This window comes from Williamsia sp. Y721, from assembly GCF_059683565.1.
Window position 1 is genome coordinate 971,880 of the sequence record NZ_JCASNH010000002.1, and the last position, 15,146, is coordinate 987,025.

The window sequence follows — 15,146 nt, forward strand, 5'->3', positions numbered from 1 at the left end:
CCGCAGTCCGCGATGTTGGATTGCAAGACGTTGTGCCTGGACCGCCACGTTTCAAGACCGGCCAATCGGTCATTCGCGCCATGAGTGGGTTGCGTCACTAGGATGGGCTGGACCCTGACGAACACGATTGGACAGAGCCCTGATCAACCAAGTGATGGAATCCGACAACCAGGTGGTGCGTCGCGGCCGGACCACCCTCTCAGACGTACAGCAGATGCTGCAGGACGGATCGTGTTCTGTCCTCTCACTGGACATCTTCGACACGGTGTTGTGGCGGCGGGTTCCGCGGCCGACCGATCTGTTCGCCGTATTGGGTGAGCGGCTGGCGCGCGAGGGCGCCTTACCGTCGTGGGTCGACGCCGCCACATTCCGCCGGATGCGGATCGTGGCCGAATCAGATTCGCGGGAGCGACGGGGAGCACTCGGCCCCGAGGTGTCGATCTATGACATCTGGCGGGAGATGCCCACCGCGATCATGGCGGCAGGCGACATCGACTTCTACGTCGAGGCCGAGATCGCCGAGGAATACCGGACCCTGGTGCCGGACCTCGACATCGCGTCGGTGATCAACACCGCTCACACGCACTCGATTCCGATCGTTCTGGTGTCCGATACCTACTTCCTGCAGGAACATCTCGACCGCTTCCTCGACCAGCCAGGCCTTGAACCGCTCAAGTCAGCGAGGTTCTTCCGCTCGCATGAGCACGGTGTGGACAAGGCTGAAGGTCTGTGGAAGATCGTGGTCAAGGCACTGGGTGTGGTGCCCAGCCAGATCGTGCACATCGGCGACAACAAGCGCCCGGATGTCACGGTGCCCGGCAAGTTGGGTGTCCGGACCGTGCACTTCACTCGAATCAGCGAGCGATACGAGCCGATCCTGCGCCGCGAGCGCAGTCCACTCGGACCGTTTGGTGCCACTGCGCCTCGTCTGGACCTGACAGAGGGCGACTTCGGCATCACGAGCCTGCGCGCCAAATTGATCGAGGATGCGCAGCTCGATGCCGTCGCGCCGGATGTGGCCTGCACGTGGCGTTACGGCGCATCGGTGCTCGGACCGGTACTCACCGGCTTTGCCGAATGGGCCGCGCGCCGGGCTCACGAAGAAGGCACCTCGGTGCTCTGGTGTCCGATGCGGGAAGGAGAGATGCTCTCGACACTCATCAACAATGCTGCCCGCCAACATGGCCTTGATGTCACCGCGAAGCCGGTGTGGTTGTCGAGGCATCTGACATCGGTTGCGGCGCTGGGGTTCATCGATCAGGACAGCATCCACAAGTTCATGCGGCGCCGTCACGGTATGACCATCGGCGGGTTGCTGGGCATCCTCCAGTTGCGGCCCGGTGATGTTCCGGCGTTGTCGGCGCGGCTCGGCACGGTGCTCGACAACGGGATCATCGCCGACGACGTGGCCACCGCCCTGACCGAGTCTCCGGCGATTCGCAACCGGATCGCCACCACGGCAACAGCCACCCGCGAACGACTCCTGGCACATCTGCGGTCGCTTGGTGCTCTCGACTCGGCCGATCTCACGCTGGTGGATCTGGGGTGGGGCGCCACCATCCAGAGCCAGCTGGCAACAGCCCTGGAGCTGGCCGGGATTCCGATCACTCCGGCCGGCCTGTACCTCGCGACAGACACACGCAGTACCGCGGCCGCGCTGCGTGGACTGCGTCTGGAAGGCTATCTCGGTTCCGCCGGTGAACCCGTCGAGATCGTCAGCCCCCTCATCCGAAGTCCGGAGGTTCTGGAACAGGGCGTGAGCAGCCTGTGCGGCTCGCTGCTCGACTTCACCCCCGAGGGCGAACCGATCCTCGGACCGATTGCGGGCACGGCAACCCAGATCCACGCGCGCGCAGCACTGCATGAGGGTGTTCACGCGTTCCAGGGCGAGTGGATTCGTTATGCCTCGGCGTTGTCGGAGTGGCCGGCGTTCAACGGCGGTGAGGTACCGCTGCTCGGCAACATCTTGGCGTCCTCCATCATCTCGCCCACCCCTGACGAGGCCGCGGTCTTCGGCGCCTGGGAGCACGAGGACAATTTCGGCTCCGATCTGGTGAGTCATGTTGTCCCGGTGGATCTCCTACCAGCCGTCGGATACATGTCGCCGGGGGATGTCACCGACCTCTTGATGCGGGATTCGTTCTGGCCGCAGGTTCTGGCGGCGACGGATCCGAAGCTGGCCGCCGCTGCCGAGGCCGTGAACTCGGGGGCCGTACCGGCCGAGGTCTTCGAGCCGGACGCCCCGGGGAGCGAGACCGTGCTGCGTTTCCGGACCGGCGACGGTAAGTGGCATGACGGACCGAAGGTCCCGTTGCGGATCAACCGCAACGGATTGTCGTTCGCGCGCTTGAACTTCGAAGCGTTCGACGCGACGGACATCTCACTGGCGATCCCGGGGCGTCCGGCGCTTGTACGGGTGGACTGGATCGAGGCCACCGTCACCGCCGGTGGACATCGGTTGCCGGAACCGCTGCGCTGGGAGCATCCCGGGGACTTCTCCGGCCTGGTGTATGCGGAATCGACGTGGCTGGGCGGCAATCTCGTCGAGTTCCACGCCCCGCATTCGGCGTTGTGGATACCGCTGGCCGCGCGGGCCGGTGCCCCGGTCAGCACAGCTCAGGTCACCATCGCGTTTGCTGTTCTCCCGCAATCATTGTCGGGTCTGCAGCATCGGCCCCCATCTGGACCACGACTGACCAGGTTGACCGCTCGCGCCAAGGAAGAATTCCGGGCGGGTGGAGCGCTGGCATTGGCTGCCGGTGTGGCCCGTATCGTCACTCGCGCCGGGAGTCCGCCACCTCCACCGAAGGAAGCGGACGACGACCGTGACGACACCTGAGTTCGGGGATCGAGGCGATCCACACGCCCAGGCGCGGAATGCGCGCCGGGCTCCGCTGCTTCTGCACTCATTGACCCTGTTCTCCGAGGTGATCGGCCGCGTCTTCGCGGCGGCGCGTCCGGCGATCGTGGTGGAGGTCGGGGTCGAATCCGGCGGGGCGAGTTCGATCTATCTCGATCACGGCGCCGGCGAGGTGTACTGCATCGAACCGACACCCACCGAGCAGATGCGCAACACGTTGGCGAAGCATGCCAATCTGCATTTGGTAGAAGGGTTTTCGCCGGACATCCTCAGCGATCTCCCGATCGGCGATGTCTACATACTGGACGGTGACCACAACTACGCCACCGTCCGTGCCGAACTCGACTGGATTCTGTCCAAGGCGCCCGATGCGATCGTCATACTGCACGACGTCTTGTGGCCCTGCGGTCGGCGCGATCAGTACTACAACGCGGATGCACTGGAGCCCGGTGGCGTCCACGAGCACGGTGACGAGGGATCGACGGTGTGGCACGACGCGGTCACTCCGGCGGGTTTTGTCGGTCTCGGTCAGTTCACGGTTGCCGTCGAGGCCGGGGGTGAGCGTAACGGCGTGCTGACCGCGGTCGAAGACGCCCTGGCCGCGCAGCCGCCGGGTACGCACGAGTTCGCTTTGGTACCGGCGATTTTCGGACTCGGGATCATCTACCCAACCGGAGACGCGGAGCGGGCGGAGCGCATACGTGAGGCGCTCGAACCCTATGACAATTCGCCGTTACTGGCGGCGATGGAGAACAATCGTATTGCGCTGTACACCCGCGTTCTCGCCATGCAATACGAGATGGCCGAGGCCGCCGTCAATCGCGACGAACTCGTACACCAGCTCGAGCAACAGCGTGCGCAGCAGAGTGACGAAATCGCCGACCTCCAGCGCCGACACGACGAAGAACTGGCTGCACTGCGGGCCAACCCACCCATCTCGATCCGCAACGTGACCCGACGTGCCGCGCGGAAAGCAGTGCGAGGGGTACGTGGTGTCACTCGTGGTAGACCTTCGCGGTAGGACCGTGCCGCGTGGTGGCCGCCCGTGCGAGAATGCCTCAGCAGCAGGATGGTTTGCTCGCGAAACCGTGGTCGACCACTGCGCTGTCATGCGGAGCTGTACCACCATGTCCCGGCCGGCCTGGTGAGAATCGCGCCAGTGCGCGTTTGCCAGGCCGGGCCGGGATCTGATGGCCCCGGGGGTTCACTATTCAGTTCTCAAAGGTCATGCAGTACACAGGGTTCAGCCTGTGTTGCGCGGTCTTGCGGATTGGTGTCCCGCCCTCTTATGCGGCGGCGAGGTCGGTGGTCAGTGTGCGGCGGGCGTGGGATCGTAGTTCGGTGGTGGTGCCGGGTGCGATGAACCAGGGATGGCCGTCGCGACCCGGGAACACGGTCCACCCGTGGTGGTGGATGTAGCGATGATGGCGCCGGCAGAGTAGGACCATGTTGGTCAGGCTGGTGGTGCCGCCGTTGCGCCAGAAGTCGATGTGATGGGCATCGGTGTACACCGGGGCGCAGCCACATCCAGGGAAAGCGCACCCCTGATCGCGGGCGATCAACGCTTTGCGGATCGCGGGGGTGACGGTGCGTTGGTCGCGTCCGACATCGAGCGGCACCGACTCACTGTCCAGTAGAATCTTGGTGATCACCGAATCACAGGCCACCATCTGGGCGGTGGGTGCTGAGGCGGGGCCGGTCCATTCGAACTTCGGCGCCATGGCCGGCGGCGTAGGACCCGGGATACCCCGCAGCTGCAGCTGTTGCAGATATTCCGGCGAGACTGTCACCGTCACATGTGGTTTTGCCCCGCCGCGGGTAGGTCGGTCTTCCTGATCGAAATACGAATCCAGCAATCGTTCCAGAGCATCAGCACGGATTTGGCCTGTGCTCCGCGGATCCGGCGAGCCGTCGGGTTCGGGTACAGGCCTGCACAGTGGATCGAGTGCCACCGCCAGCTTTTCGCCGAGCAAACTATCCAAGTCCAGGGTGCCGTGGGTGCGGCCGTCATCACCGGTCCCGAATGACAACTCGTTCAAATCATGGTTTTCGGCGTCGGGTACCTCTTTATCCGGCGGCGACAACACCAACGCCATATGCCGTGCCCGTAGCGACACCGCCGCCGGCGTCCCCATCAACGCTTCGGTCAGCAGTCCTCGCTCACAGTCAGACCGGTCAGTAGCCGGGAGTTCTGGATTGCGACGCTCAATATGATTGAGCCCCTTCACAATCGAATCCACATGCTCACCCGATAGTGTCCCGTCGATACCGTAGGACGCTACCGAAGGAATGTCACTGAGCGCCTTACCTACTCGCACGTACCGGTGCGCGACCGCCGGCGCGACACCTGCGTCCCGTAACAGCTTGGCTGTGGACCCCACATCTTTCTTCTGTGCGATCCGACGCTCATCGACCTCGCCGACCAAACGGAAAAGAATCTGCTCCACAACATGATTGAGTCGAACAACCGCCACCATTCGTGAAGATACCTGCGCATCATCACCGGCGACCAAAGCCGCATCCCCTGCCAGATCTGACAACCTGGCGAACGTTCCCCCGAGGTCCATGGATCAACAATACGACGCAGATTCCGTTCGCACAAGCTTTCGAGCGAACTAATCAAGTTGGGCTGCAATATGTTTCGCGATACTCAGGTTCGCGACGAGATAGTCTATCGAGGGGGTCTGACAAGTGTCAGGTGGCGTTCCACAGCCGTTGGTAGTAGTCCAACCGAACGTGATCAACGGGGAGTCCGTACGCGCTGACCAATTCATGCTCCCAGCCGGGCCCGTAGTTCCATCGGGTGCTCATGGCGGCAACTGCGATATCTGCCCAACGATCGCCGATGCCAAGGGAACCGAAGTCGACGTGACCAGAGAGCTCCCCGGCGTCGGTGAGGATGGTGTTGGGGCAGCATGCATCCCCGTGGCAGACGACGAGATGATCGACCGTAGGCGGGTCATGCAGAACTTGGTCCACGTGAATGTTCCTGGAGGCCGCGTCGGCGATGCGTGATGATGGATCCCATTGCCAGGGGCACTGCTCGACCGGCAAACGGTCATGGAGCTCCCGTAAACCACGCCCGACGGCCCGGACTGCAACATCGGGTCGGGCGAGCCAGCGCGGCGACACAGCGCTGCTCCCGGGGAGAGCTTGGGTGAGAAGCCATTCCGCCTGCTCGGACTGACCGGCTGCGATGACGCGAGGCGATAGGGTGTGCGGATTCGTCCAAGTCAGCTTGCGCACTTCGCGTTCCAACGACACCTCCGCATGTGGGGGCTGCCACTTGAAATAGCGGGTCGCCGGACCGGTTCCCAAGCGGTATGTCACTCCGCCGACACCGTTCATCCACACGGCTTCGACGGGCTCGTCCACCGCGACAAATCTGGCGAGCACCTCAGGAATGGGCATATCGGGAACCGCTGACGTCACCCCATGAGCATATGTGGAAACTGTTCGAGGTCTCGAGAACCCCCGCGGCGCAGAATGTCTCCATTGCCCAGGCGGCATCTTCCGCATCGGACGTGGGATCCTTCGATATGGTGGACTTCATGGCCACAACGCGTGACTTCCGTTTCGGTGTCAATGTGCTGGGTCGTGGCAGCGCGGATGATTTTCTGGCACAGGTGCGTGATGCCGAACGATGTGGCGTCGATGTCATCTTGTTGCCAGACCACCTGGAACTCGGGGCGCCCTTCCCCATGCTGGCCGCCGCAGCGGCGGCCGCGCCCGGCGTCCGGGTCGGCACGTTTGTGCTCAATGCCGGGTTCTATCGCCCGGCATTGTTGGCCCGGGACATCGCCAGTGTTGATCAACTCAGTGGTGGACGGTTCGAGATCGGGCTCGGTGCGGGCTATGTGGAGAGTGAGTTCGCAGCTGCTGGAATACCTTTCGGGACACCTGGGCAGCGCGTGCAGCACTTGCGGGAGACGGTGTTGGCACTCAAGGACCTCCTCGGCCGCGCTGACCATGAGCCTCCGTCGGTGCAGACTCCGCCGCCGATCATGATCGCCGGGACGGGGGACAAGGTCCTCACCCTCGCGGCGGAGCATGCCGACATCGTTGCCATCGCCGCAGTCGCCGACGACGAGGCGCTGGCCGAACGGGTCGAGTTCGTTCGATCCAAGGCAGGCAGCCGGTTTGACCAATTGGAGATCAATCTGATCATTTTTGATCTCGCCATCGATCGTGACCCCGACCTCGACGTCCTTCGCAGCCATCGGCCGAAGGATACCGACGCCGAACTCCTGGCGCTGCCAAACGGATTGCACGGCAGCCACAGTGAGGTCGTTGCGCGTATCCGGGAACTGAGGGACAGGTTCGGGGTCAGCTACATCACGCCGATCGACCCGCCCGCCGCCGATATGCAGGCGTACGGGCGGGTGATCTCGGAATTGCGAGGCGACCAGTCAAACGCGCACCCGGATCGGACGCCGCCTCGCCGAAGAAATTAGTCAGGCGCCAGGCGAGCAGACCGTCGTCGTGGTCGGCACAAGCCACTGCTGTCCTGCCCCGATCGGCCGAGCAACTCGCCGGGCTGTGCTGAACGACGAACTGGCCGCTCACTTACTCGTCGTCGCACAGAGTTTGGTGGAACCGCTGCGCCAGTGGGGCACCTTCGCTACTGTCGTGGCCTCCGAACCGGGCGACACCGCTACCGATGAACTGCTGCGCTACCTGGGGCGCGAACCGTAAAACGCCGAACGAAACGAAAGCGGCTAGGTTAATGGTCACCAGCAGTAGACGGTCGGTGCCCGAGAGGGAGGCGGTCATGCCGTCGACCGATCGCCGCTGGCCGATCAGGTGGCGCTTACCTGCGTTCCACACATGATGGCAGGAGACGAAATGACAGTCGAGTACATCCGCTACCGGATCGAAGATCCGCAGCGCCGCGACGAGTTCGAGAAGGACTATGCCGCGGCCGCCGAACAGCTGGCCGCCGCTCCGCAGTGCCTCGGGTGGGAGCTGTGCAACGGCGTGGAGGAACCAGAGCGCTACATCTTGCGGATCGAATGGACGTCCGTGGAGGACCATCTGGGCGGCTTCCGCTCCAGTTCCCTGTTTCGACAGTTCCTCGGGCACATTCGGGCCTACATCGGCGACATCGAGGAGATGAAGCATTACGAGCGCACCAGCGTGGTGTCCACGTAAGCGGCGAACTGACGGTGCCGCCCGGCTGACGGTGCTCGGGCTCGGACGTGCCACCGGTTCGACAAGTCGACGTTGTCGAACTCTTCCGGTGCACGGTCGATGATCGTGGGCACGGCGCTTGCATGCCACGCTCGAGTTCGCGCAGTTCTGCCGGCGCCAGTTCGATTGCCGCACCGACCGGCAGTTCGTCGTCCAGTCATCGGCCGCATCGACCTCGACGGCATCGCCTCCGTCATTGACAGACCGGTGGCAGGTCCGAGAGCTACCGCTCCAGCCAGTGTGTCGCGGTGAGTGGTTCGGCGTCGGCCACCGAGTCGTGGCTACAGCCGAAGCCGACGGTCCAACGACCATCGGACAGTTCGACCGGTCCCAGTGTCATCGGTGCCGGCAGTTCTGCGAGGAACTCGCCGAGGGCCGCCGGTGACAGAGTCCAGAGTTCGCCGCGGATGGACTTCCCGTGTTCGCTGTCTCGCACCAGTCCGGGCTTGGCAGGTTGTGTATCGAGTGCGACCAGGCGATAGTCCGGTGCGGTGGCGGCCTCACCCGACCACCGGGCGCCGCGCCTGGTCAGCTGCCGATCCAGTGGCTGCCCACGAAGATGAGCCCCGACAACAAACACCTCGGCGACGTCGGCGCCCGCCCGCTCCGGCCATGACGGACCGGTGGCAGGCAGGCTGCTGCCGATACGCCCGGCGATGTCGAGTGCAACGGCGTCGTCGTATGCGCGACCGATCACGGTGATCCCGAACTGGGCTGTACTGCCATCGGATTCGACAACTTCTCCGGCGGGGACCGCCACGGCGCACATGTCGAACAGGTTGCAGAAGTTGGTGTACGTGCCCATTGTCGCGTTCACCCCGATCGGATCGGCCGCGACCTGCGCCAGCGTCGGATGCATCGGGGCGGTCGGAACCAGCAGAGCCGCGGCGTCGCCGAGTGCCTCGAGTGCGCGGACGCGAAGGTCCTCGACCCGCCGCCGGTCGGCGAGTAGTTCAGTCGCCTTGAAGCGATCGGCACTACTGATGATCCCGGCCACCGTGGGATCGAGGCCATCCGAATCCTCGGCGGCCGAGATGAACTCGCCGACAGCGTCATACCGTTCAGTCACCAGAGCGCCCTCGTACAGGAGCTTGGCGGCGGCGAGGAAGTCGTCGATGTTGATGCGCTTGACCGTGATACCCGCAGCCTCGGCCTGTGCAACGGCCGCTTCGAAGGCGGCCTGCCAGCGTTCGTCCAATGCGGGCAGTGTGTCCGGAACCGCAACCACAGGTTGCTCACTCGCCGCGAAATTGGTGTTGGCGGGCCATGTTCCGACGTCGGACATGACGCCCATCGCACGGTTGGCGAGATCGAGGTCGGCGGCCAGGATCGTGACACAGTCATAGCTCGCACACGCAGGCACGACGCCGGTGGTGCTGACCACGCCCAGTGTCGGCTTGATGCCGACGATGCCCTGCAATCCGGCAGGCACGCGGCCGGATCCGGCTGTGTCGGTGCCGATTGCGATGTCGGCGAAACCCAGTGCGACTGCGACGGAGGATCCGGAACTGGAACCGCCGGAGATCCGATCGTCGCGGCGCGAATCCCGCACCGCACCATAGGGGCTGCGGGTGCCGACAAGGCCGGTCGCGAACTGGTCGAGGTTGGCCTTGCCGATGACGACCGCGCCTGCTGCCTTGAGCGCGGCGACCGCATCGGCGTCGACGTCGGGCAGGTACTCGTATCCCGGGCAGGCGGCGGTGGTCGGGAGCCCGGCCACATCCACGTTGTCTTTCACTGCCAGGACAACACCGGCAAGTGGACCTCCGGCGGCCAAAGATGCGGTGTGTTCCCGGGTTACGTCGGCTTCATCGCGCAGTGTGATGAAGACTTCGGGGCGATCCGCCGCGGCGATGGCGGCGTAGATCTCGGTGATGCGGCTCATGCCACCCTTCCTGTTTTGATGGCGAACTCGCCACTGTCGGACCAGCGTCGACGTTCTTCGTTTCGGGCGATCTCCATCGCTGTTCGCTCGGCGGCGATGTCGTCGGCGTTCTCGTCGAGATACTTCTGGTGTTCGGCGAGCGAGAACGTTCCATGCTCGATCTCCACCCGGCCGCGTCCGGCCGCGGTGTCGGCCCGTAGGTCGAGCAGTTCGTCCGCACTCACCGGATACCACCTGATCTTGTCGAAGAAGCGCAGCAACCACGGGTGCTCGGGGTCGAATCCCGCTGCCTCCAGAGGATGTCGATGATTCCACACCTGGGTGGTGCGTCCGACGAACTGGTAGCCGCCTGGTCCCTCCATCCCGTAGATGCACATATAGGCGCCACCGATCCCGACCGCGTTCTCCGGTGTCCACGTGCGTGCCGGGTTGTACTTGGTGGTGACCAGCCGGTGGCGGGGATCCAGTGGCACCGCAACCGGGGCACCGAGATACACATCGCCGAGCCCGAGCACGAGGTACTCGGCGTCGAAGACGATGCGGTGCACGTCGTCGACAGAACCCAGTCCGTTCATACGCCGGATGAACTCGATGTTCCACGGGCACCACGGGGCATCAGAACGGACCCCGAGCATGTAGCGCTCGATGGCTTCCCGTGTTGCCGGGTCATCCCACGAAAGGGGCAGATGGACGGTCCGGCTCGGGACCACCAACTCCGATGCGGCCGGAAGCTGGGCCTCGCACTCGATCAGCCAGTCCAGCAGAACCGACTGCCGCAACTTGGTCGGATCGACCTTGACCTGTAGCGATCGGATGCCCGGGGTGAGGTCGATCAGTCCGGCCGGTCGGTCCGCGTCGATCCGTTGCGCGAGCGCGTGCACCCGTGCGCGCAGTGCCAGGTCGAGGGTCATCTCGCCGTATTCGACCAGGATGTTGTCGTCGCCGCTGCGCCGGTAGGTGACCAGGGTGCTGCCGTCTGCGGTCATGGTGGACCCCAGGACACCGTTGTCGAGGTCACCGCCGGATGACAAGACGATGCTGATGTCGGAGCGGCGGGCCGAACCGAGGTCGGCCGGGCTGGCGGTCTCAGCCGAACGGACGGGGACGAAGCGCACGGTGTTGCCCGGCTTGAGTTGGCCCATCTTCCAGCGATCGGCGGTGGTGATGGTGACCGGGCAGACGAATCCGCCGAGGCTGGGGCCGTCGGGGCCGAGCAGGATCGGGGTGTCGCCGGTGAAGTCGAGGGCGCCGACGGAGTAGGCGTTGTCGTGGATGTTCGATGGATGCAGTCCGGCCTCGCCGCCATCGGTCCGCGCCCAGCGGGGCTGTGGTCCGACGAGTCGGACGCCGGTCCGATCGGAGTTGAAATGGACTTCGTAAGGCGTGTTGTAGAGGTCCTCGATGTCTTCGACGGTGAAGAACTCGGGTGCGCTGTGCGGGCCGACGGTCACCGCGAGATGCCAGTTGTCGGTGAGGGCCGGCTTTTCCTCGTTCAGGATGCGCCGGGGTGCACTGACCAGATCGGCGCCGGCGCAGGTGAGCGTATCGCCCTCGATCAGTGGACGGCCGTCCTTTCCACCGAACTTGCCGAGAGTGAACGTGGAACGGCTCCCCAGATACTCCTGCGCCTCCACACCGCCTGCGACGGCCACATAGACCCTCATCCCGACCGGCCCCGCCGCACCGATGTCGAGGACCTCGCCTGCCTTGACCGGGATCGGGGCCCACTGCGGCACCGGGATCGAATCCACGGTGACAACCACCGGTGCGCCGGTCACCGCGACGACGGTGTCCTCGGCGAAGGTCAGCCGCGGACCCATCAGCGTGCATTCGAGTCCTGCTGCGCCCTCGGGGTTTCCGACCGCGACGTTGGCGAGGCGGAAGGATAGGTCGTCCATCGGTCCCGACGGTGGGACACCGACCTGCCAGTGCCGGATACGTCCGGGCCAATCCTGGATGGTGGTCTGCGGACCCGCCCGCAGCACCGAGATCGTCGACATTGCTTCAGGCGCCTTTCGAAACTGCGGCCGGCCGGGTCACGATGACCCGGACTGCGGTGGGGTCGAATCCGTTGCACGGGTTGTTGATCTGCGGGCAGTTGGAGATCAGGACGAGGGTGTCGATCTCGGCGCGGAGGGCCAGTCGTCGTCCCGGCGCGGACAATCCGTCGACGATGCCGAGCGAACCGTCGGCGTCGACCGGCACATTCATGAAGAAGTTGATGTTGCCGACCAGATCGGCCTTGCCCAAACCGTGTGGCGCACCGCCGATGAGGAAGTTCTCGACGCAGGCGTGCTGATGTTTGGTGTGGTGCCCGTACCGCAGCGTGTTCGATTCTTGTGAACAGGCGCCGCCAACCGTGTCGTGATTGCCGACCTCATCCGCCACGATCGTCATCATCGGGGCGCCTTCATGATCCCTGATGACGCTGCCGGTGGTCAGGAAGAGGTTGCCCTGCGCGGCGATCGTCGCCTGGGCGGAGTATCTGACCGCGTGATCGTCGGCACCGTAGAACAGGGTGTCGACGGCCTGATTGCCGTGCAGGTCCACGATGGTCAGCACGTCGCCTGCCGCCACGACACCCGACCAGGGTGCGCGATCTCCGATCACGTGGTCGAAGATCACCTCGCCGGTGACCAGTGCCAGCTCTGCGGCCGACGTCGTGGCGGCGGAAGCTGTTGCGGTGGTGGACATCAGATGGTCCTTTCGAAGTGGGCGGCGTTCCAGGCGTCTTCGGAGTTGAGGACCGCACGCTGGTATTCGGGGTCGGTGTCATCGAGCCCGGCCACGGCGGCGTCGAGGTCGGCGGGCGCCTTCCAGGCCAGCACCTCCACGGGCCCGACGTCGAACGTGACGGACGGGTCGAGGGGGTGGGCGGTGTTGACAATGGCAACGGTGCAGGGCAGATGGAGCAGGAGATCGACGTACTTGTCCTGCCCGGCAGAACCTTTGGACGTGAGCGAACCATCGGCCTCGACCACAACACTGTGGAAGAAGGAGATCGATGGCACCACGTCGGTGGGGGTGAGTCCCTGTTTGGCCGCGGCCAGCGTGAACAGCTCCCGGCCGGCGGGGGAGTGCGAATGGACCTCTCCGGCACCGTATTTCTCGGTATTGGTCGTCAACGTGGTGGTGCCGCACAGGGCGTCGTGGTGGCCCGAGGTGTCCTCGACGATGGTGGCCAGCGCCCGACCCTGATCACTGAGCAAGGGATGGCCGGTGCCGAGGTACGCCTGCCACGGCACCTTCACCGTGTCGGCGACATTGAGTCGCTCCCACGGGGCGTCGGAACGCCACAGCAACAGATGCGCACATCCGGTACCGGTCACGTCGCGCAGTCGCAGCCGTGTACCCCGTGCCAGTACCTTGACGCTGTAGCGCCCGCCGGGGATGGTCTCGGCCCACGTCATATCCTGCGGTGCGATCTGGTCCGGGATCGCCGGCCAGGCCGACGCGGGAACAACCGGCATGGAGTCGGTGATGGCCCGGGCCTGAGCGCGGGCATGCTCGCGGGCGCCTGACGTGGTTCCGGTGGTGGCTCCGGTTGTGGTCATGGTGAATATCCTTGTGCAGTAGGTGAATTGGACGGTCTGCTACTTGGCAGTTGCAGCTGACGGCGCCGGGACCGGCATCGGATGCTTCTTGCCGTGCGGGAAGCAGGCGATACCGACGATGATCGTGACCACGATGCAGATCGGGCCTGCCCACTTCAGGATCGGCATGTCACCGGCCGGATCGAAGATCTCTTCCCGGGGCCAGGCGAGGTTGATCACCATCAGGAACCCGTAGACGACAGCCAAGATGTTGATCGGAATCCCGAACCGTCCCAACGTGAACAGCTTCTTGCCCTCGGAATCCACGGGCACGTCTTCGCCGGGCCAGCCCTTGATGCGGCGCCAGAGCATCGGACCGGTGACGGACAGGTAGGCGAGGTAGATCAGGATGATGCAGACGCTGGCCAGGGTCGCGAAGATGGCGGAGTTGCCGACGTTGACCACGAGCACGCCGATGCACAGGACACCGATCAGGATCGACGGTGCGATCGGGGTTCCGGTCTTCGGGTTGACATGCGACAGGATCCTGGAGGCCGGCAGCCGGTCGTCGCGTGCCATCGAGAACATCAGTCGTGAGCATGCGGTCTGAATTGCCAAGGTGCAGATGAAGATCGCGATCACCACATCGCAGAGCAGGACCTTGCCCCAGAACGATCCGAGGACCGAGTCGAGGACGTAGGGGAGACCGCCGACGGCGAGTTCTTCGCCCAGGCTGGGTGCGGCCATCAGGGCGCCGAGCAACATCAGGCCGCCGCCGATCGCCGACACGGTCAGTGCCAGGCGGATGGTGCGTGGAGCGACGCGGCGCGGGTTCTTGGTTTCTTCGGCGAGTTCGCCGGCGGAACCGAATCCGACCATCACGTAGGCGGCCATCAGGCCGGAGACGATGAACGCCCAGATGTAGCCGGGCTGTTCGCCGGGGATGCCGGTGTCGAAGACGACGTCGGGGCCACGCTCGGCGTGGGTGAACAACGCCAGGATCACCGCGATCACGCCGATGATCTCGCAGGTGACGCCGATGCTGTTGATACGGCTCATCCAGTTGACGCCGATGCAGTTGATGAAGGTCGTGACCACGAGCAGGATCGAGCCAAGCAGAACCGCGTTGGACGCTCCGCTGGTGCTGGTCAGGGCGGAGTCGTCGCCGATGATCTGGAAGCCTTCCCAGATCGACGGCATGACCACCTGCAACGCGATCGCCGCGGCAGAAGCGGTGACGATCTGCGCGAGCATCATGAACCAGCCACCGAACCATCCGATGACCTCACCGCCCATGCGCCGCGCCCACTGGTAGATGGCACCGGAAATCGGGTATCTGGCAGCGATTTCGGCAAAACAGAGTGCGACGAGGAACTGGCCGACGTAGACGATGGGCCACGTCCAGAAGAATGCCGGGCCGCCGAAGGAGAAGCCGAGGCCGAAGAGTTGGAAGATCGTCGTCAGGATCGATACGAACGAGAATCCTGCCGCGAAGGATGCGAAGGTCCCCAATGACCGGTGCAACTGTTGGGTGTAACCGAAGGCAGAGAGATCGTCGGAGTCGCCGATCTGCGAGGCACTCCCGGTTGTCGGCGCCGAGGGTGGTTGCGCTGTTGCGGTCATGGCGGGGTCTTCCTGGTCGTGGGCGCTGGAGCCCGATGAACCTGTCGAGTGATAG

Annotated in this window: 12 protein-coding genes; 5 read left to right on the top strand and 7 right to left on the bottom strand. The window is 64.5% G+C overall.

What is annotated here, in order from left to right; all coding sequences use genetic code 11:
- Positions 1 to 154: 154 nt before the first annotated feature.
- Both AC56PL_RS13350 and AC56PL_RS13355 read left to right on the top strand, forming a co-directional pair.
- Positions 155 to 2,839: an HAD family hydrolase gene (locus tag AC56PL_RS13350; protein WP_497154122.1), complete on the top strand. Its 2,685-nt coding sequence runs from the start codon at positions 155 to 157 to the stop codon at positions 2,837 to 2,839.
- Positions 2,826 to 3,881: a class I SAM-dependent methyltransferase gene (locus AC56PL_RS13355; protein WP_497154123.1), complete on the top strand. Its 1,056-nt coding sequence runs from the start codon at positions 2,826 to 2,828 to the stop codon at positions 3,879 to 3,881. The genes AC56PL_RS13350 and AC56PL_RS13355 overlap by 14 nt, the downstream gene beginning before the upstream one ends.
- A 265-nt stretch (positions 3,882 to 4,146) precedes the next feature.
- Here AC56PL_RS13355 and AC56PL_RS13360 read toward each other — a convergent pair whose 3' ends face one another.
- Both AC56PL_RS13360 and AC56PL_RS13365 read right to left on the bottom strand, forming a co-directional pair.
- Positions 4,147 to 5,427, bottom strand: coding sequence for an HNH endonuclease signature motif containing protein (locus AC56PL_RS13360; protein ID WP_497154124.1), 1,281 nt, complete (start codon positions 5,425 to 5,427; stop codon positions 4,147 to 4,149).
- Between the two features lie 127 nt (positions 5,428 to 5,554).
- Positions 5,555 to 6,271 carry a phosphotransferase gene (locus tag AC56PL_RS13365; RefSeq protein ID WP_495515984.1) on the bottom strand — a complete coding sequence of 239 codons (717 nt, stop codon included), beginning with the start codon at positions 6,269 to 6,271 and terminating at the stop codon, positions 5,555 to 5,557.
- Positions 6,272 to 6,411: 140 nt separating this feature from the next.
- On the opposite strand from AC56PL_RS13365, the gene AC56PL_RS13370 reads away from it, so the two are divergent.
- The 3 genes from AC56PL_RS13370 (at position 6,412) to AC56PL_RS13380 (ending at position 8,011) form a co-directional block, all read left to right on the top strand.
- Complete coding sequence (locus AC56PL_RS13370) at positions 6,412 to 7,314, top strand: TIGR03621 family F420-dependent LLM class oxidoreductase (protein ID WP_497154125.1); 903 nt, start codon at positions 6,412 to 6,414, stop codon at positions 7,312 to 7,314.
- Positions 7,315 to 7,399: 85 nt separating this feature from the next.
- Positions 7,400 to 7,555, top strand: a complete 156-nt coding sequence (locus AC56PL_RS13375; protein ID WP_495514150.1) for a hypothetical protein — start codon at positions 7,400 to 7,402, stop codon at positions 7,553 to 7,555.
- Positions 7,556 to 7,705: 150 nt separating this feature from the next.
- The gene (locus AC56PL_RS13380) at positions 7,706 to 8,011 is read left to right on the top strand and encodes an antibiotic biosynthesis monooxygenase (RefSeq protein ID WP_495514151.1); all 306 of its coding nucleotides are present in this window, start codon (positions 7,706 to 7,708) and stop codon (positions 8,009 to 8,011) included.
- Between the two features lie 262 nt (positions 8,012 to 8,273).
- Here the strand turns inward: AC56PL_RS13380 and atzF are convergent, their stop codons facing one another.
- The 5 genes from atzF to AC56PL_RS13405 are packed head-to-tail and all read right to left on the bottom strand — an operon-like array spanning position 8,274 to position 15,091.
- Entirely contained in the window at positions 8,274 to 9,935 is a 1,662-nt protein-coding gene (gene atzF / locus AC56PL_RS13385) for an allophanate hydrolase (RefSeq protein ID WP_497154126.1), read from the bottom strand.
- Positions 9,932 to 11,935, bottom strand: a complete 2,004-nt coding sequence (locus AC56PL_RS13390) for a 5-oxoprolinase/urea amidolyase family protein (protein WP_497154127.1) — start codon at positions 11,933 to 11,935, stop codon at positions 9,932 to 9,934. Before AC56PL_RS13390 ends, atzF begins: the two co-directional genes overlap by 4 nt.
- A 4-nt stretch (positions 11,936 to 11,939) precedes the next feature.
- Positions 11,940 to 12,629: an urea amidolyase associated protein UAAP2 gene (locus tag AC56PL_RS13395; protein WP_495514154.1), complete on the bottom strand. Its 690-nt coding sequence runs from the start codon at positions 12,627 to 12,629 to the stop codon at positions 11,940 to 11,942.
- Positions 12,629 to 13,489 carry an urea amidolyase associated protein UAAP1 gene (locus AC56PL_RS13400; RefSeq protein WP_495514155.1) on the bottom strand — a complete coding sequence of 287 codons (861 nt, stop codon included), beginning with the start codon at positions 13,487 to 13,489 and terminating at the stop codon, positions 12,629 to 12,631. The genes AC56PL_RS13395 and AC56PL_RS13400 overlap by 1 nt, the downstream gene beginning before the upstream one ends.
- A 39-nt stretch (positions 13,490 to 13,528) precedes the next feature.
- On the bottom strand, positions 13,529 to 15,091 hold the full coding sequence (locus AC56PL_RS13405) for an amino acid permease (RefSeq protein WP_497154128.1): 1,563 nt from the start codon (positions 15,089 to 15,091) through the stop codon (positions 13,529 to 13,531).
- Positions 15,092 to 15,146 lie beyond the last annotated feature (55 nt).